General features: G+C 70.3%; 16 protein-coding genes. 9 read left to right on the top strand and 7 right to left on the bottom strand.

From position 1 onward, the window contains the following. Nucleotides 1–83 precede the first annotated feature (83 nt). The 4 genes from LFM09_RS07470 (at nucleotide 84) to LFM09_RS07455 (ending at nucleotide 4,580) form a co-directional block, all read left to right on the top strand. Nucleotides 84–791, top strand: coding sequence for a hypothetical protein (locus tag LFM09_RS07470; RefSeq protein WP_414095545.1), 708 nt, complete (start codon nucleotides 84–86; stop codon nucleotides 789–791). Beyond that, nucleotides 778–1,191: a phage holin family protein gene (locus tag LFM09_RS07465; RefSeq protein WP_414095544.1), complete on the top strand. Its 414-nt coding sequence runs from the start codon at nucleotides 778–780 to the stop codon at nucleotides 1,189–1,191. Before LFM09_RS07470 ends, LFM09_RS07465 begins: the two co-directional genes overlap by 14 nt. Further along, the gene (locus tag LFM09_RS07460; protein WP_414095543.1) at nucleotides 1,167–1,784 is read left to right on the top strand and encodes a DUF3618 domain-containing protein; all 618 of its coding nucleotides are present in this window, start codon (nucleotides 1,167–1,169) and stop codon (nucleotides 1,782–1,784) included. The genes LFM09_RS07465 and LFM09_RS07460 overlap by 25 nt, the downstream gene beginning before the upstream one ends. 87 nt (nucleotides 1,785–1,871) lie before the next feature. Next, a complete protein-coding gene (locus tag LFM09_RS07455; RefSeq protein ID WP_414095542.1) occupies nucleotides 1,872–4,580 on the top strand; it encodes a SpoIIE family protein phosphatase in 2,709 nt (902 codons plus the stop codon). Nucleotides 4,581–4,709: 129 nt separating this feature from the next. Here the strand turns inward: LFM09_RS07455 and LFM09_RS07450 are convergent, their stop codons facing one another. The 6 genes from LFM09_RS07450 to LFM09_RS07425 are packed head-to-tail and all read right to left on the bottom strand — an operon-like array spanning nucleotide 4,710 to nucleotide 10,686. Beyond that, a complete protein-coding gene (locus tag LFM09_RS07450; RefSeq protein WP_414095541.1) occupies nucleotides 4,710–6,260 on the bottom strand; it encodes a SpoIIE family protein phosphatase in 1,551 nt (516 codons plus the stop codon). Continuing rightward, nucleotides 6,257–7,996, bottom strand: coding sequence for an ATP-binding protein (locus tag LFM09_RS07445; protein ID WP_414095540.1), 1,740 nt, complete (start codon nucleotides 7,994–7,996; stop codon nucleotides 6,257–6,259). The genes LFM09_RS07450 and LFM09_RS07445 overlap by 4 nt, the downstream gene beginning before the upstream one ends. Next, on the bottom strand, nucleotides 7,993–9,030 hold the full coding sequence (locus LFM09_RS07440; RefSeq protein WP_414095539.1) for an ATP-binding protein: 1,038 nt from the start codon (nucleotides 9,028–9,030) through the stop codon (nucleotides 7,993–7,995). The genes LFM09_RS07445 and LFM09_RS07440 overlap by 4 nt, the downstream gene beginning before the upstream one ends. Beyond that, nucleotides 9,018–9,431 carry an ATP-binding protein gene (locus LFM09_RS07435; RefSeq protein ID WP_414095538.1) on the bottom strand — a complete coding sequence of 138 codons (414 nt, stop codon included), beginning with the start codon at nucleotides 9,429–9,431 and terminating at the stop codon, nucleotides 9,018–9,020. Before LFM09_RS07435 ends, LFM09_RS07440 begins: the two co-directional genes overlap by 13 nt. Continuing rightward, nucleotides 9,431–9,835, bottom strand: coding sequence for an STAS domain-containing protein (locus LFM09_RS07430; protein ID WP_414095537.1), 405 nt, complete (start codon nucleotides 9,833–9,835; stop codon nucleotides 9,431–9,433). Before LFM09_RS07430 ends, LFM09_RS07435 begins: the two co-directional genes overlap by 1 nt. Continuing rightward, a complete protein-coding gene (locus tag LFM09_RS07425; protein WP_414095536.1) occupies nucleotides 9,835–10,686 on the bottom strand; it encodes an STAS domain-containing protein in 852 nt (283 codons plus the stop codon). The genes LFM09_RS07430 and LFM09_RS07425 overlap by 1 nt, the downstream gene beginning before the upstream one ends. Nucleotides 10,687–10,928: 242 nt before the next feature. Between LFM09_RS07425 and LFM09_RS07420 the strand changes: the two genes are divergently transcribed. Further along, the gene (locus LFM09_RS07420) at nucleotides 10,929–12,164 is read left to right on the top strand and encodes a glycosyltransferase (RefSeq protein ID WP_414095535.1); all 1,236 of its coding nucleotides are present in this window, start codon (nucleotides 10,929–10,931) and stop codon (nucleotides 12,162–12,164) included. Between the two features lie 28 nt (nucleotides 12,165–12,192). On the opposite strand, the gene LFM09_RS07415 is transcribed toward LFM09_RS07420, so the two are convergent. Next, on the bottom strand, nucleotides 12,193–12,363 hold the full coding sequence (locus tag LFM09_RS07415) for a hypothetical protein (protein ID WP_414095534.1): 171 nt from the start codon (nucleotides 12,361–12,363) through the stop codon (nucleotides 12,193–12,195). 19 nt (nucleotides 12,364–12,382) lie between these two features. Here LFM09_RS07415 and LFM09_RS07410 point away from each other — a divergent pair, with 19 nt between their 5' ends. The 4 genes from LFM09_RS07410 to LFM09_RS07395 all read left to right on the top strand — a co-directional run bounded on the left by LFM09_RS07410 (nucleotide 12,383) and on the right by LFM09_RS07395 (nucleotide 17,032). After that, complete coding sequence (locus LFM09_RS07410; protein WP_414095533.1) at nucleotides 12,383–13,483, top strand: glycosyltransferase; 1,101 nt, start codon at nucleotides 12,383–12,385, stop codon at nucleotides 13,481–13,483. Further along, entirely contained in the window at nucleotides 13,480–14,490 is a 1,011-nt protein-coding gene (locus LFM09_RS07405) for a hypothetical protein (protein WP_414095532.1), read from the top strand. Before LFM09_RS07410 ends, LFM09_RS07405 begins: the two co-directional genes overlap by 4 nt. Continuing rightward, nucleotides 14,487–15,950 (top strand): glycoside hydrolase family 130 protein, encoded by a 1,464-nt coding sequence (locus tag LFM09_RS07400; RefSeq protein WP_414095531.1) that lies wholly within the window; start codon nucleotides 14,487–14,489, stop codon nucleotides 15,948–15,950. The genes LFM09_RS07405 and LFM09_RS07400 overlap by 4 nt, the downstream gene beginning before the upstream one ends. Nucleotides 15,951–16,096: 146 nt before the next feature. Next, complete coding sequence (locus tag LFM09_RS07395) at nucleotides 16,097–17,032, top strand: acyl-CoA desaturase (RefSeq protein WP_414095530.1); 936 nt, start codon at nucleotides 16,097–16,099, stop codon at nucleotides 17,030–17,032. Nucleotides 17,033–17,077: the final 45 nt, after the last annotated feature.

The following is a 17,077-nucleotide window of genomic DNA, read 5'->3' as shown; positions in this document are numbered from 1 at the left end:
TTCCTTTGTTCTCCACGCGTTTGCGCGAGGCGCTGCGGGGTAGCTCGCACTGCGAGCACACATCGAGAAGTTGAGGAGTAGTCGTGACCGAGGACCAGTCGGGCGGCATTCGCGAGACCGCCCAGAACGAAGGTACCGCGGTGGTGCACCACGCCAGGGACGCCGCCGGAGAGGTGCGTGCGACAGCTCAGGACCAGATCGGGCACGTGGCGCAGGAAGCCAAGACCCAGGCGACCAACGTTCTGCACAGCGCCAGGGACAGAGTGGCCGACGAGGCGGAACAACAGGCCAGGAAGGTCTCCAGCCAGCTGGACCGGATCGCCGACGAGCTCAGCTCGATGGCCGAGGCCGCCTCGCCGGACGCCATGTCGGCCGGCGCGGTCCGCCAGGTCGCCGACACCAGCAGGCAGGCGGCGCGTTACCTGGACGAGCAGGGCGCCCGCGGGCTGCTCGACTCCGCGCAGGACTTCGCCCGGCGCAGGCCCGGCGCGTTCCTGCTCGGCGCGGCGGTGGCCGGGTTCCTGGTCGGCCGGGTGGCGAAGAGCGCCATGGGCTCCCAGGGCAACGGGCGTCCCGCCGCACAGCCGCCACAGCCGCCGCAGGCACCCGTTGACGCGGTGCCGGAGTTCGCCGGCACGCCCGCACCGCAGGCTCCCGAGCTCGCCGCGCCGAGCCCTGCCCCGCCCTTCGAGGACGAGGCCTCGTACGGCACCGGCCGCGATCCGCTGCGGGACGAGCCGTACACGACCAGCCCCGTGCCCACCGGAGGTGCGCGGTATGTCCAGCCCTGACACGGGTCTGCCTCCCGCGCCCGAGCGCGAGTCGCTCGGTGAGCTCGTCGGCGAACTCGCCCAGGACCTCTCGCGGCTGATGCGCCAGGAGCTCGAGCTCGCCAAGGCCGAGATCCGCGAGGAGGCCAAGAAGGCGGGCAAGGCCGGCGGAATGCTCGCCGGCGCGGGTTTCGCCGGCTACATGACCGCGGTGCTGCTCAGCCTCGCCGTGGTCTTCGCGCTCGGTGCCGTCATGCCACTGGGGTGGGCGGCGCTGATCGTCGCCGCCGTGTGGGGCATCGCGGGCTTCGCGCTCTACAGCAGCGGCCGCACCAAGCTCCGCCAGGTCGCCCCGAAACCCGAACGCACAGTCGAATCTCTCAAGGAGGACGCGGAATGGGCGCGACACCCGACCAAATAAGGCGCGAAATCGACAGCACCAGGGCCGAGCTCGTGGACGACGCCAACCGCCTGGTCGACCGGACGAGCCCGCGCCGCATCGCGCAGCGCCGCACCCAGCGGATCCGGCGCGGTCTCAGGTCGATGCGCGACAGCGTCATGGGCACCGCCTCTGACACGACGTCGACGATGCAAAGCCAGGCGCACCAGGCGAAAGAGACCGTCGCCGACAGTGCGGGCAGAGCCGCCGAGGCCGTGCAGGACGCTCCACGTCAGGCGATGCGGCAGGCGCAGGGCAACCCGATCGCGGCCGGACTCATCGCGTTCGGAGGTGGCCTGCTGGTCGCCTCACTGCTGCCGCGGTCGCAGGCCGAGCAGCAGATGGTCGCGGAGATCGGCGACCGTGCGAGCGATGTCATCGAGCCCGCCAAGCAGGCACTCGCCGAGTCGGCGGAGCACCTGAAGGAGGACATGACCTCCGACGTCCGCGACGCGGCCGGCGAGGTCAAGCAGACCGCCTCCGACGCCGCCAGGACGACGGCCGAGCAGGGCAGGTCCTCCGCCCAGGAAGTGGCGGACCACGGCCGCGAGGCCGTGCGCGAAGTCAAACCCTGACGCGTTTCCCCGCGCGGGCCCTGGTCTCCTCGGAGGTCGGGGCCCGCGCGAATCGCCCCACCTCTCCCCTCATGACAGGCTGGATGGATGAGCGCAACCGAAAGCTTCACGGAGTCGCAGCGGTTGCGCTCGTTCGTGCACAACCTGCCGGTGGTGGCGTGGGAGGCCGACGCCACGACGCGTGAGCTGACCTTCGTCTCGCGGCAGGTCGAACAACTGCTGGGCCACCCGGTCAGCCGGTGGCTCGGCGAACCGGGTTTCTGGTCGTCGATGGTGCTTCCCGACGACCGCGCCGAGGTCGAGACCGCGCGCTGGAGCCGAGCCGGTGAGCAGGACGACTACGAACTGGCCTACCGCGTGCACGACGCCAAGCGAGAAGTCCGGTGGCTGCAGGAGAAAGTGCACGTGCTGCGGGACAGCGCCGGGGCCGCGCGACGGCTGCAGGGCGTGCTGATCGACATCACCTCGCACCGGACCGCGGCCGAGCGCGAGAGGTTCTTGGCGTTGCTCGACCGGGAGTCGCAGAAGCTCGACGACGCCGACGGGCTCATGGCACTGGCGACCCGGTTGCTCGGCGAGCACCTGGCCGTCGACCGCTGCGCGTACGCCAGGACCGAAGAGGACGAGAACCACTTCGTGATGACCGGCGACCACGCGACCGGGCTGCCTCCGCTGCCGGGCCGGTTCGCGATGCGGGAGTTCGGCGCCGGGGCATTGCGGGCGATGCGGGCCGGCGAGCCGTGGGTGGTGGTGGACCACGCGAACGACCCCCGGCTCGACGAGGACGACCTGGCCGCCTATGCCGTCACCGGCATCTGTGCGGTGATCTGCCTGCCGCTGCTGCGCGGTGGACGGTTCGTCGCAGCCATGGCCGTGCACCAGGCACGGCCGCGGCAGTGGACCCAGGACGAGATCGACCTCGTGTCCGTCGTGGTCAACCGGTGCTGGGAGTCGATGCAGCGCGCGCACGCCGACCGCGCGCTGCGTGACAGCGAACTGCGCCTGCGCCGGTTGATCGAGCGGGCCACCGACACCATCTGGGTGCTCGACCACGACTACCGGTTCGTCGAGGTGAACCCGGCGGCCTGCGCGCTGCTGGGCTACCGGCGGGACGAGCTGGTCGGCATGCTCGCCACGGACCTGGTCGTGCGCGACGGCCACGAGCCGCCGGAGTTGAAGGACCAGATGACCGGCGTGTGGAACCTGCGTCGCGCCGACGGCTCCGTCATCGCGCTGGAACTGAGCGTCCAGGTCACACCGACCGGGTTGCAGGCCATCGGACGCGATGTCACCGAACGGCAGCGCACCGAGGCGGAACGGGAGTTGTTGTTGCAACGCGAACGGGAGATCGCCGCCGCGTTGCAGCACAGCCTGCTGCCGCGAGAGCTGCCGGTGCTGGACCGGCTCGCCACGTCCGCCCGCTACCTGCCGGCCTCCGACCACGCGCAGATCGGGGGTGACTGGTACGAGATGCTGCCGATCGACGGCACCGTGGTCGGTTTCTCGGTCGGCGACGTCGTGGGCAAGGGCCCGGCTGCGGCCGCCGTGATGGGGCAGCTGCGCAGTGCGCTGGCCGGCTACCTGATCGACGGGCACTCGCCCGCCGCCGCGCTGGAACGGCTGGACGCGTTCGCGGCCAGGGTCAACGGCGCTGCCGGAAGCACGTGCGCGTGCGTCACCTTCGACTGGTCCACCGGCAGGTTGTGCTGGGCCAGCGCGGGCCATCCGCCGCCCGTGGTGGTCGCCGCCGGGCAGGCGCGCCTGCTCGACGGTGCCGGTGGGGCGGTGCTCTGCACCCCCCAGCGGGCGCCGTACGAGGAGGCGAGCACGGTCCTGTCGCCGGGCTCGTCGGTCGTCCTCTACACCGACGGGCTCGTCGAACGACGGGGCGAGGTGCTCGACACGGGTCTCGACCAGCTGCTGGACCTGGTGAGCAGGGCACACCGGCAGGGCCCTGCCGAGCTGACCGACACGATCATCGAAGGACTGCTCGCCGACGGCCAGGACGACGACGTCGCCCTCGTCGCCGCCCGCTACCTGCCTCCGCCGCTGCACCGGACCACCCCGGCCGAGCCGGAGCAGCTCTCCGGACTGCGCCGCGCCGTGTCCGAGTGGACCGCCGCTGCGGGGCTGACCGAGGACCAGTCCTACGACCTGCTGCTCGCCTACGGCGAAGCCGCCGCCAACGCCGTCGACCACGCGTACGACGGCAACCCGGGCACCTTCGACACCCACGTCGTGCACACCGGAGGCGCCGCCCAGGTCACCGTCGAGGACCACGGCGCGTGGCGCCCCGCACCTCCGAACCCCGGTCACCGCGGCCGCGGCCTTCGGATGATCCGGGCACTGGCCGACGACGTCGACCTCCACACCGGTGCCACCGGCACGACGATCCGCTTCCGCTTCGCCACCTCACCGACCGGCGGGCCACCGGTCGCGTCGCCCGCACCGGTCACGCCGTCGGAGCTGATCGACCTGACGTCGGAGGAGTCGACCGACGGCACCCAGGTCCTCCGCGTCACCGGCGACCTCGACACCTACACCGCGAACGACCTGCGCGCCCCGCTGCTGGCGCACATCGACCGCCAGGACGACCGCCGCCCCGTCGACATCGACCTCACCGCGCTCGGCTACCTCAGCAGCTCCGGCATCGCGCTGCTCCTCGAAGCCGCCTACCTCGCCCAGCGCACCGGCCGGACGTTCGGGGTGACGAGCCTCGGCGGCAGCGCGCCGGACCGGATCCTGACGCTCTCGGGCTTGGGCGACACCCTCGCGGTGCGCAGAACCTCAGGCTGACGGACGCCGCAACACCACCAGCACGACGTGTGCGCCACAGCCACCCCGAGCACCTCCACGCTCGGTCCCAGGCCCACCCGACTGGGTCCTGACGCTCTCGCGCCCCACGCCGTACGCAGAACCTCGCACTCACGGACGCCGCAACACCACCAACGCGATGTCGTCCTGCTTCCCCGTGCCGAACCGCGCCAGCAACCGATCAGACAACTCATCCATGTCATCGGAGTGCGACACCGCCGCCCTCAGCATCTCCATGCCCTCGTCGAGGTCCACACCGGACCGCTCGACGAGCCCGTCCGTGGTCAGCAGCACGGTGGTACCGACAGGCAACGCGACCTCGGTGGCCTCCGGATGCGCGAGACCGATGCCCAGCAGCGGACCTTTGACGTCGAGATAACGGGCCCCCGAGTCGTCGGCCACGAGTGCCGGCACGTGGCCCGCGTTGGCGACGAGCATCGTGCCGGCCGCGAGGTCCACCTGCAGCAGGTACATGGTGGTGAGCCCGCTCAACGGGTGGAAGCGCTCCAGCAGCGCGTCGAGCCTGCGCAGGATCTCGGCGGGCGAGTGACCCTCGATCGCGTACGCGCGCAACGCGTGCCGCACCTCGCCCATGATCGTGGCGGCTTGGATGGAGTGGCCGCAGACGTCGCCGATGGCGATCAGCACGGTGCCGTCCAGCTCGATGACGTCGTAGAAGTCGCCGCCGATCTCGGCGTTGACGGACGCGGGCACGTAGCGCGCGGTCATCGGCAGGCCGGGATGGTTCGGCAGGGCGCGGGGCAGGAGGCTGTTCTGCAACGTGAGCGCGAGGGAGTGCTCCTCGGCGAACGCGCGCAGGCCTTCCGCGGCCAAGGCGGTCGCCTGGGCCAGCTGCAGCAGCAGGTTGCGGTCGTCCACGGTGCTCGCCGCGGCCGGCTCGACGGCGATGCACAGGGGCGGCCGCATCGGTTTGGACCGGGCGATCGCCGCCAGTCCCGGCATCGCGCTGTGCCACGGTGACCCGTCCGAGGAGACGATCTTCACGCCGACCGCCGGGCTCGCCACCGACATCCACTGGTCGAGGCCCGAGGACTCCGACCTCAGACGGGAGATCGGCAGCCGGGCGCCGGCGGACGCCACGCGCACCGCACCGGCCGGGGTGATGAGCACGGCGACGGCGTCGGTGTCCAGCACGTCCGCGGCACCGACCGCCGCCGCCGAGACCAGCGCGTCGAACGTCGTCGCCGCGTTGATGCTCAGCGTGGCGGTGGTCAGCCGGGTGAGCCGGTCGGCGAGGTGCTCGGCACGCGCTCGCGCGCGGTGGTAGCGCAGCGCCGCCTCGACGTTCGCCAGCAGCTCTCCGGGGTCCAGGGGTTCGGCGAGGTAGGCGTCCGCGCCGCGCTTCAGGCCGTTGATCTTGTCCTCGGGCTCGATGGAGGTGGCCGAGATCAGCACGACCGGGATCGAGCTGGTGCGCGGATCGGCCTTGATCCGCTCGGTGACGTCGAACCCGCTCATGTCGGGGAGGTTCACGTCGAGGAGCACGAGCTCGAACTGGTGCGCTGCCAGTGCCGCGAACGCCTCCGCCGCGGTGCGCGCCTCGGTGACGACGTGGCCGTTGCGGCGCAGCCAGCTGGACGCGATGAACCGGTTGGCTTCGAGGTCGTCGACCACGAGGACCCGTGCCGCGAAGACGTTCATCGGTTGTCCGTTCTCCGCACTGCGAACTGGGCGTCTCTGACAGCGCGGCGCACGAACTCAGGAGAGATTCGCGCGTGGTGCAACAGGGCCGCACCAAGGCCGTTGACCGTGCGGGCGAGACCGCCTGGGTCATCACCGCACACGACGACGACCGGCACGTACCGCAGGTCGGGGTCCAGGCGCAGCGTCGAAAGCACCGCGCTCCCGCTCATGAGCGGTGTGCTCGCGTTGAGCACGATCAGGTCAGGTCTTCGTGCCTTGGCCAAGTTCAACGCGGTACGGCCGTCCGAGGCGTCGACGATCTCTTTCGCCACGTCCGCCAGCACGTCGCGCAGCCGCTGCCGCTCGCCTTCGTCGCCGTCGGCGATCAGTGCGAGACCGACCGGCCCAGCTTCAGCGTCCTCGTCCTGAGCGACCGGGAGCGTGAGCACGACCTCCGTGCCCGAGCCCACCACGCTGTTCAGGGTGAGGGTGCCGCCGAGCACCTGCGCGAGCTTGCGCGCGTAGGGCAGGCCGAGCCCGGTGCCGGACGCACCCGCCTGCAACGCGCCAGGCACCTGGTAGAACTCCTCGAACACCTTCCGCTGCTCGTCGGCGGGGATCCCGATGCCGGTGTCCGTGACCACGAGGCAGATCTCGCCGGGACCGCGGCCGGGCCGCGCGGAGAAGCGGACCTCGCCGTGCTCGGTGAACTTCACGGCGTTGGAGAGCACGTTGCGCAGAATGCGGACCAGCATCGTCTCGTCGGTGACCAGTGCGGGCAGGTCCGGCATCGGGTCGACGACCAGACGGACGGCACCGGAACGCAGAAGTGGTTGCAGCGCCGCACGAAGCTGCGTGATCACGTAGTCGAGCGCCACCGGCACCATCCGCGGCCGCAGACTGCCCGACTCGGCCTTGGCCGTGTCCAGCAGTTCGTTGACGAGCGAGAGCAACGTCGCTGCCGAGGAGTTGATCAGGTCGACGTGGTGGCGCTGGTCGTCGGTCATCGCGTCGCCGCCGGGAGCGCTGAGCAGGCGGGTCAGCCCGACGACGGAGTTGATCGGCGCGCGCAGCTCGTGGCTGATGTTGGACCAGAACCGGATCCGGGCCGCCGCGGCCTCGCGCAGCTCCGCCGACTTGGCGTCGAGTTCCGCGTACAGCGCGACCACACCCTGGTTCGTCTGCTCCAGCTCCTCGGAGAGCTCCTGGTACAGCGCGACGACGCCCCGGTTCGTGTCTTCCAGCTCGGCGTTGAGCCGTTCCAGCTCCTTGCTCTTGAGCTCCAGGTTCTCCAGCGTCTCCAGCAGCTCCTGGTTCTGCGCGCGCAGCTCGTCCAACGCGCTGCCGCCCGCGAGATCCTTCAGCTCGTGTCGCAACCGTGCCACGCGATCCGCGTCCATCGCGGCGCCGGCCAGGTTCTTCACCAGCGTCATACCGGCCGGTGCGAAGCGCACCTCGTCCATCAACCTGCGTGCGGTGTCCCAGCCGGGCCCGGAGTCCGTTGACACGCGGCCCTGCCAACTCAGCTCGACGAGCAGTGCGGGCGCCGGGCAGTCGCGCACCCCGAACACCACGGTCGTGATCATGCCCTGCCGCACCAGTTCCCGGCCGACGTCGCTCAGCGCGGTCGCGACCCGGATCTGGTTCTGCCCGTCGAGGCCCACGGCGGCCGCGACCTGACGTCCCCGCCCGCGCACCAGGAAGACGTCGGCCTCGCCGGTGATCACCAGGCGCACCAGTTCCGCGGTGCTCATGCCGGCTTGCCCACCAGCACGCAGGCGTCGTCGTTGCGCACACCTGCTTCCCGCAGCAGCGTCGTCGCGATCAGCACGGGGAGGTCCGAGTCGAGATCGCTGCCGTGGTCCACGCCCCACCGTTCGGTGAGGCCGTCGGAATGCAGCACCACAACCGCATTGTCCGGCAGCACGTAGTCGAACGCACGGATCGTGCGTGCCTGATGACCCGCCACACCCGGAACCGAGATCATGCCCTGCTTGCGCCCCTCCCCCAGCACGGCGGCCGCGATGTTGCCCAGCCCGGCGTACCGGACCGTCCTGGCGACCAGGTCGATGTCCGCCACACCCACAGCACCACCACGCGTGCCGCGCAAAGCAGCGTGCACGCGCGCGACAACCTCCTCGGGCGGCACGGCCGGCATCTCGCGGAACAGCCGTACCGCCGCGTCGGAAGCGAAAGCCGCCAACGGTCCGTGCCCGGACCCGTCGCACATCATCAGCACCAGCCGGTCGGGCTCACGGCGCACCGCGTAGGCGTCACCGCACACCTCCTGGCCGCCGATCGGCCTGGTCACCCCCGCCGCGACGTCGGTCCCCCAGTCCGGCCCGCCGCGCGCCGACGCCAGGAACCGCGCGAAGAGCACCGTGCCCAGTCCCGGCCGGGAGGTCATCGCGCACTTCGACGCCAGCCTCTCGACCGCGCCGAGCCCGAGGCCCAGCGTGCCGGCGGTGGACTGACCGTCCTGCCACGCCAGGCCGAGGTCGCCGATGCCAGGCCCGCGATCCATCGCGATGATCTCCACCGCGGCGACCTCGTGGTCACGCGCGGACCGGATCAGCACCGCGCCGCGCTGGGCGTGCTTGTGCAGGTTCGTCCCGATCTCGGTCACCGCCAGCCCGATCTCGGCGGTGCGCGTACCGCTGAAGCCGAGCTTCTCCGCGAGCGCGGTGGCCGTCCGCCGGATCCTGCCGACCTGCACGTGCTCCTCCACCTGCAGCCACACCAGGTCCCGCACGAGCGGTAGCCAGGTCGCGCCGATCACCTCTTCCACTTGACCACCGTCACGACCGTGCCGCGCCCCACCTCGGTGTCGAGGTCGAACTGGTCGACCAGTCGCCGAGCTCCACTGAGCCCCAGGCCCAGGCCCTGCCCGCTGCTCCAGCCGTCGGCGAGGGCGAGCGTGGTGTCGGCGATACCCGGTCCGTTGTCGTGGAACGACGCCCGCACCCCCGCTCGGAGGCCGTCGTGCACCTCTTCGACGCAGGCGAATCCCCCACCGCCGTAGATCAGGGTGTTGCGGGCGAGCTCACTGGCCGCGGTGACGAGTTTCGTCTGGTCCACCAGCGAAAGCTTCACCTGCTGTGCGCGGGCACGCACCTGCTGGCGAACCCGCACGACGTCGTCATCTCCGTTGATCGGCAGGTTGTCCGGTCCGTCGGACCGGGGCGACATCAGGCGTCCTGCGGGAGCTCGTCGTAGTCCACGGGCGAACCTCCGAGGCCGACGCTGAGCTGCCTGAGGATCTTCATCCCGCGCTCCAGGTCGAGCGCGGTGCGGACGCCACCGAGGGTGAGACCGAGCTCGACGAGTGTGATCGCCACAGCGGGTCGCATGCCCACCACCACCGTGTCCGCGTCGAACAACCGCGAGATCGACGCGATCGTGGCGAACATGCGGCCGATGAACGAGTCGACGATCTCCACGGCCGAGATGTCGATGACCACCCCGTGCGCACCGGTCGCGCTGATCTTCTCCGCCAGGTCCTCCTGCAGCGCCAGCACGCTCTGGTCCTGCAGGTCGATCTGGATGGAGACCAGCAGCACGCCGCCGATCTTCAGAATCGGTACGCGCTCCATCAGCCGATCACACCAGGTCCAGGACGCAACGCGTGCCGCAGCGCGTCGGCGAGCGACGCCTTGGTGACGATGTCCCCGAACTCGATGCCGAGCGCCACGATCGTCTGCGCGATCTGCGGCCGGATGCCGGACACGATGCACTCGGCACCCATGAGCCGCGCGGCGACCACCGTCTTGAGCAGGTGCTGCGCCACCTGCGTGTCCACCGCGAGCACACCGGTGATGTCGATGATCGCGTGTTCCGACCCCGTCTCGACCAGGGCTTCCAGCAGCTTCTCCATCACCACCTGCGTGCGCGCCGAGTCGAGCGTGCCCACCAGCGGCACCGCCAGCACGCCCTCCCAGATCTTCACGACCGGCGTGGTGAGCTCGAGCAGCTGCTCCGACTGCTCCCGGATGATCTCCTCGCGTGCTCGCGCGTAGCTCTCGAACGTCCACAGCCCCAGCGTGTCCAGCAGCCCGGAGAACACCAGGACCTGCCGGACCATCCGGGGATCGTCGGCGTCGTCGGTGAGCTCGAACACCGCACGCTTCAGGGAGAACACGCTCGACGCGGTTTCCGAGGGGCTGAAGCCCGCCCGCACCCGGTCGCGCGAGTACTCCTCCAGCAACGACCGCATCTCGTCGAACTCAGGACGCGAGATGTCGATGTCGACACCGTCAGCACCGTCACTCGCCGTCAACGGCAGCAACACCCCGTAGAACTCCCGGAAGTCCTTCTCCAGCTCGGCCTTCGTGGAACGCCCGCGCAACTGGGCCGCCACCGCTCCCACCCACCTGTCGATCAGGGTTTCCGCGTTGTCCCGCAACACATCCGTCAAGCGCTGGCCGTGCTCCACGTCCACAGACACTCAAGCCTCCTCAGGCCTCCTGCACGTCACCGACACCGACCATCCTTTGTGGACAGTCGGGTCACACCCGCGAGGGCTCGGCTGTGCCCGTGCATACCCGCGCTGGAGCCACCGGAAACGTTTGAGGGCGGAACGGTGAGGTATCGCACGGTGCCCGGAAGCCGGTAGCCTCGGTGTTGCTGGCACAACAGCAACCGCCCGGCCCCCGCGGTCTCGTCACCTTGCAGTGAGGAGATCCACCGATGGGCAGGATCGCGCTGGTGTCCGAGCACGCCAGTCCGCTGACAGCGCCCGGCCAGCTCGACGCCGGAAGTCAGAACCTCTACGTCTCGGACCTCTCGGCGACGTTGAGCGGTCTCGGTCACGAGGTGGTCGTCTACACCCGGCGCGACGATCCGCGCACGCCCGCCAGGACACGCACCCGTGCCGGTTACGAGGTGGTGCACGTGCCCTCCGGACCTGCCAAGAAGATCACGGGCGACGAGGCGACCGCCCACGCCGGGGCGTTCGCCCGTTTCCTCAGCACCGACTGGCACACGAACCGGCCGGACGTCGTGCACGCGCACGGCTGGCTGTCCGGCATCACGGCGGTGCTGGGAGCCCGGCACAACCAGGTGCCGGTGGTGCAGACGTTCCACACGCTCGGCACCGACCTCCAGCGACATCAGCACGAGGACGAATCGCTCTCGATGAAACGCCTGGCCGTCGAACGGCTTCTCAGCCACGAGGTCGCGCACGTCGTCGCCACCCGCTCGGACGAAGCCGAGAACGTGCTCAGGATGGGCATCAGCCGGACGAAGGTGTCCGTCATTCCGCACGGCGTCGACTTGAAACTCTTCACACCGCAAGGTGCACTCGCCGGGCGCAACGGCGTGCGGCGCATCGTGTCGGTCGGACGTCTGCTGCCACACCAGGGATTCGACGACCTCATCCGCGCTCTGGCCAGCCTGGACGGCACCGAGCTCGTGATCGTCGGCGGATCCTCGCGCGGACGGCTGCGCGGCGACGCCGAGGCGAGACGGCTGCGTGCGCTCGCGCGCGTGCGCGGCGTCGCGAACCGGGTCACGTTCACCGGACACCTGCAGCGCCACGAACTGCCCGCCCTGCTGCGCTCGGCGGACGTCGTGGCGTGCACACCTTGGTACGAGTCGTTCGGCGTCGCGGCGCTCGAAGCGATGGCCTGCGGGGTTCCGGTGGTGGTGACCGCCGTCGGAGGCTTCCTCGACACGGTGGTGGACGGACAGACCGGCGTCCAGGTACCGCCGAGGAATCCGGGCGCGATCGCGAAAGCGCTGCGCTCACTCCTGCCGAACGGCACCCAGCGGGAGATGCTCGGCGCCGCCGGACGCGACAGGGTGCACGCGAGGTACTCCTGGCATCGCATCTCCACCGAACTGATGCAGGTCTACACCGCGGCGAGCCGGCCGTCCTTCACCCTCACCACAGTCCCTTTGCGACAGTCGCATGTGGACTCTTGACGAGGCGGGACCGGTGCGTGCCCAACGATCAACGCTCGACGCGTGTAGGATCGAGGGTGTCGAGCTCTTCTCGCATGTGAGCGATCAGGCTCATGTCGTCCTCGGTCACGCACTGATCCCGCTCCTCCTGCCGGTAGACCTCGCCGCGCCCGCAGGCCGTTCTCGCCTGCCGGCCCATTCGAAAGGCCCCCCGCTTCATGTTTCGCTCCTACGGCTTCATGAGCACGTATCCGCCCACTCAGTGTGGGCTCGCCACTTTCACCGCTGCCCTCCGTCATCATCTGACCGCTGCCACCCCTGGCAGCGAGGGCCACGTCGTCCGTGTACTCGCGGAGGCCGAGCCCGGCGGGGCTGAGCCGTCGGTGCACGAGATGCGTCCTGGCGCGGTCGAGGCCGCAGCCGATGCTCTCAACGGTTGTGACGTCGCCGTGGTGCAGCACGAGTACGGCATCTACGCCGGTCGTGACGGCGCCGAGGTGCTGGGCGTGCTCGCCCGGTTGCGAGTTCCGCTGATCGTGGTGCTGCACACGGTGCTCACCTCCCCCACTCCAGGTCAGCGCCGCGTCCTCGAAGCCGTCGTGGACCACGCCGACGCCGTGGTCACCATGTCGGAGACGGCGAGGAATCGTCTCCTGGCGGACTATGCGGTCGACCGGCCCCACGAGGTCGTGGTGATCCCGCACGGCGCCATCCCGGCCCACAGACCCGCGATCGGCGCGCCAGGACGCGGACCGCTGATCCTCACCTGGGGCCTGCTCGGACGCGGCAAGGGCGTCGAGTGGGGCATCGCCGCCCTGGGCGCGCTGCGCGACCTGCGGCCCCGGTACCTGGTGGCCGGGCAGACGCATCCCAAGGTGCTGGCACACGAGGGTGAGGCGTACCGGACGCATCTGCGCGACCAGGCCGCCGCCTGTGGCGTCACGAATCTGGTCGAGTTCAACCCGGCTTACCTCGAAGCGGAGGCGCTCGCGGACCTGATCGGCCGCGCCGACGTCGTCCTGCTGCCGTACGACTCGTCCGAACAGGTCACCTCCGGCGTGCTCGTCGAAGCCCTCGCGGCCCGCAAACCGGTGGTCGCGACGGTGTTCCCGCACGCGGTCGAACTGCTGGCGGACGGAGCCGGTCTGCTGGTGCCGCACCGCGATCCCGCCGCCATCACCGCGGCGTTGCGCCGGGTGCTGACCGAGCCGGGACTCGCCGCCGGAATGCGCGACCGGTCCGCGAACCTGAGCCCGGCGTTGAGCTGGCCGGCGGTGGCGAACCGGTACCGACGCCTCGCCGAGAACCTGCTCACCACACGAGTCGTCGTGACGAGGTGAGCGGCCCCGATTTCGCCCACCTGATCCGGCTCAGCGACGACACGGGCCTCTACGAGCACGCGGAAGGCCCGTCGCCGCGCCGGGAGCACGGCTACTGCCTCGACGACGTCGCCCGCGGCCTGGTCGTCCTGAGCCGCGAGCCGCAGCTGTCCACCGAGCTCGCCGATCTGGCCGACAACTACCTCGCTTTCATCGCTTACGCGCAGACCGAGGACGGGCGCTTCCACAACCGGCTCGGCCCCGGCCGCACCTGGCAGGACGAGCCCGGACTCGGCGACTGGTGGGGACGCGCGCTGTGGGGACTGGGCACGGCCGCCGCCCGCTGCTCGCTGCCGTGGATCCGCGAGGCCGCACTGGAATGCTTCGACCGCTCCGCCCACCACCGGCCTCCGTCGGTGCGCACGATGGCGTTCGCCGCGCTCGGTGCCGCCGAGGTGCTCACCGCCGACCCCGTGCACGCTTCCGCCGCCGCGCTGCTCGGCGACATCCCCTCGCACGTCGGCAAACCACGCCCTGACGCGAACTGGCCGTGGCCCGAGAACCGGCTGTTCTACGCCAACGCCGTGCTGCCCGAGGCGTTGATCGCCGCGGGCGACCTCCTCGCGGACGACAAGGTCCGCGACGACGGACTGCGGCTGCTGGACTGGCTGCTCACCGTCGAGTCCTTCGACCTGCACCTCTCACCAGTCCCGACCGGCGGGTGGTTCCTCGGCGAGCCGCGCCCGGCGTTCGACCAGCAGCCCATCGAGGTCGCCGCGATGGCCGACGCCTGCGCCCGCGCCTACCGCATCACCGCCGACCCGGCCTGGCTCGCCGGTGTCCACCGTTGCATCGCGTGGTTCAACGGAGACAACGATCTCGGCTCGCTGATGCACGACGAGCAGACCGGCGGTGGCTACGACGGCCTGACGCCCACGGGCCCCAACATCAACCAGGGCGCCGAGTCGACCCTCGCCCTGATCTCCACCACGCAGCACCTCCGCACGCTCCTGAGGAGCACAGGATGAACGCCCGCGTGACGCGCAGCCCGTTGCGGCTGAGCCCGGACCCGCGCCGGGTCATCACCAAGCTCTTCGTGCCAGGAGAGGAAGTTCCCGAGCACGAGTCGCGGTCCGCGGCCGTCATCCGGCGGGTGATGGCGCTGGACGAGGACACCGTGCGCACCGCGCTCGACCGCACCGTGCGGCTGTTCGCGGGACGGCACCGGGACGTCCGCGTGACCTTCGCGGACAACTTCGCGAGCGTCAGCCACCGGCTCTCCCCCGGCGTGAAGCTGTCGGAGTCGCGCCGGTTGCTGATCGGCGCGTACTTCACCCACGAGTACGCCGTCGAGGGGGCCGCGCTGTGCAACCCGTCGATGGTCGCCCATCCGGACCAGAGCGGCATGACCAAGAACCAGCTGCGGTTCGTGCTGAGCGTCCGCGGCATCGGCGAGGGACACCTGTCCTCGATCGGCTTCCGGACCGGGGTTTCCGGCCCCGGCGCTGTTCTCACCGTGGATCCGCAACCGAGCGTCATCAGCACCGGCGTGCGCAGGGACGCGAGCTACGAGAAGCGCCTGTTCCAGGGCAAGCTCGCCGAGCGCGGCCACGACGACGAGGTCTCCGCCGTGCTGAACCGGTGGCTGCCCGCGAAGTTCACCGGCGCCGAACTGGACGACCTGCTGGCAGACCTGCACCCGAAGCTGGTCGCCCGGCAGGCGGCACACCGGACCGTCGAGTTGATCAGGTGGATCGCCGCCTGCAACTACACGACCGAGTTCCCCGAAGACTCGGTGGTGAGCGGACGGGTGCTCTGGCCGGCGGGCCCGTCCGAGCGCCACGGCATGGAAGACGCCAGGTTCGTGCACTTCACGGACGACGACGGCGCACAGACCTACTACGCCACGTACACCGCCTACGACGGCGTCGACGTCGCGCCACAACTGTTGCAGACCAACGACTTCCGCACGTTCCGCGTCACGCAGACGACCGGTTCCGCCGCACGCAACAAGGGCATGGCGCTCTTCCCGCGGCGGATCGGCGGCAAGTTCGCGGCGTTGTCCCGTGGCGACGGCGAAAGCTCAGCCGTGTCTTTTTCCGATGACGTCAGGACTTGGAACGAGCCTCGGCCCGTGGCGGTGCCGGGCAGGGACTGGGATCTCGTCCAGGTCGGCAACTGCGGTTCGCCGATCGAGACACCGGAGGGCTGGCTCGTGCTGACCCACGGCGTGGGACCGATGCGGCTCTACTCGATGGGCGCGATGCTGCTCGACCTCGACGATCCCGCGAAAGTGCTCGCCACACTGCCGGAACCGCTGTTGGTGCCCAGTGCCACCGAACGCGACGGCTACGTGCCCAACGTCGTCTACTCGTGTGGTGGCCTGCTGCACGGCGACACCCTCGTGATCCCGTACGGCGCGAGCGACGCCACCATCGGCCTGGCGACGGCGTCGATGAGCGACCTGATCGGCGCCATGGTGCGGTGACGGGTTTCGTCACCGCACGGCCACGGGTAGCCCCGAGGTGTCAGCGATTCGGCACCACAGCCGCCGTTGACCGCTCCTGACTGACTTCAGACGACGCCCCGGACCCGGCGACGCAAGACGAGAAAGCCGTCCCGGAGGTTCGCGACGTGACTACGACAGTGCCCCGCGTGCAGGCCGCACCACAACCACTGCTCGCAGGTGAGAACACCCCCTTCGAACGATTTTTGGTCAAGCTCTTCGCGGTGGTTCCAGCGCTGGCGCTCGTCGCCGCGGTGCCGCTCGCGTGGGGCTGGGGCCTCGGCTGGACCGACGTCGGTCTCGCCGTCTTCTTCTACAGCTTCACGTGTCTGGGCGTGACGATCGGTTTCCACCGGTACTTCACGCACGGCGCGTTCAAGGCCAACCGGCCGCTGCGGATCGCGCTGGCGGTGACCGGCAGCATGGCGATGCAGGGCCCGATCATCGGCTGGGTCGCCGACCACCGCCGGCACCACGCCTTCGCCGACCGCGAGGGCGATCCGCACTCCCCCTGGTTGTTCGGCACCTCGGCGGTCGCGCTGGCCAAGGGTTTCTGGCACGCCCACATGGGCTGGATGTTCCGCCGCGAACTGACCAACGCCGCCCGGTTCGCACCCGACCTGCTCGCCGACCCCGACATCCAGCGCGTCAACCGCCTGTTCCCCGTGCTGACGACCATCACGCTCGTCGCTCCCGCGGTGGCGGGCGGGCTGATCACCTGGAGCTGGTGGGGTGCGGTCACGGCGTTCTTCTGGGCGAGTCTCGTCCGGGTGGCCGTGCTGCACCACGTCACGTGGTCGGTCAACTCCATCTGCCACATGATCGGCGACCGGCCGTTCGACGCACGGGACAAGTCCGCGAACTTCTGGCCGCTCGCGATCCTGTCGATGGGCGAGTCGTGGCACAACTCCCACCACGCCGACCCGACCTGCGCCCGGCACGGCGTCCGGCGCGGTCAGATCGACATCTCCGCGCGGCTGATCCGGTGGTTCGAGATCTTCGGCTGGGCGAAGGACGTCCGCTGGCCCAGGCCCGAACGGCTGGCGCGCAAGCTCAAGTCGTAGGGGAACCAGCCGAACGGCGGCGGAACCGGGCCAGGCGCCACTCTA

It is taken from the genome of Lentzea alba (genome assembly GCF_047445655.1).
In the GTDB taxonomy this organism is placed as follows: Bacteria; Actinomycetota; Actinomycetes; order Mycobacteriales; family Pseudonocardiaceae; genus Lentzea; species Lentzea alba_A.
This window is presented reverse-complemented; position numbering and strand designations above follow the sequence as displayed.

Coding starts and splice junctions, on each gene's coding strand:
- LFM09_RS07465 (WP_414095544.1), top strand. CDS start 778: ATGTCCAGCCCTGACACGGGTCTGCCTCCCGCGCCCGAGCGCGAGTCG.
- LFM09_RS07460 (WP_414095543.1), top strand. CDS start 1,167: ATGGGCGCGACACCCGACCAAATAAGGCGCGAAATCGACAGCACCAGG.
- LFM09_RS07455 (WP_414095542.1), top strand. CDS start 1,872: ATGAGCGCAACCGAAAGCTTCACGGAGTCGCAGCGGTTGCGCTCGTTC.
- LFM09_RS07450 (WP_414095541.1), bottom strand. CDS start 6,260: ATGAACGTCTTCGCGGCACGGGTCCTCGTGGTCGACGACCTCGAAGCC.
- LFM09_RS07445 (WP_414095540.1), bottom strand. CDS start 7,996: ATGAGCACCGCGGAACTGGTGCGCCTGGTGATCACCGGCGAGGCCGAC.
- LFM09_RS07435 (WP_414095538.1), bottom strand. CDS start 9,431: ATGTCGCCCCGGTCCGACGGACCGGACAACCTGCCGATCAACGGAGAT.
- LFM09_RS07430 (WP_414095537.1), bottom strand. CDS start 9,835: ATGGAGCGCGTACCGATTCTGAAGATCGGCGGCGTGCTGCTGGTCTCC.
- LFM09_RS07420 (WP_414095535.1), top strand. CDS start 10,929: ATGGGCAGGATCGCGCTGGTGTCCGAGCACGCCAGTCCGCTGACAGCG.
- LFM09_RS07415 (WP_414095534.1), bottom strand. CDS start 12,363: ATGAAGCGGGGGGCCTTTCGAATGGGCCGGCAGGCGAGAACGGCCTGC.
- LFM09_RS07410 (WP_414095533.1), top strand. CDS start 12,383: ATGAGCACGTATCCGCCCACTCAGTGTGGGCTCGCCACTTTCACCGCT.
- LFM09_RS07400 (WP_414095531.1), top strand. CDS start 14,487: ATGAACGCCCGCGTGACGCGCAGCCCGTTGCGGCTGAGCCCGGACCCG.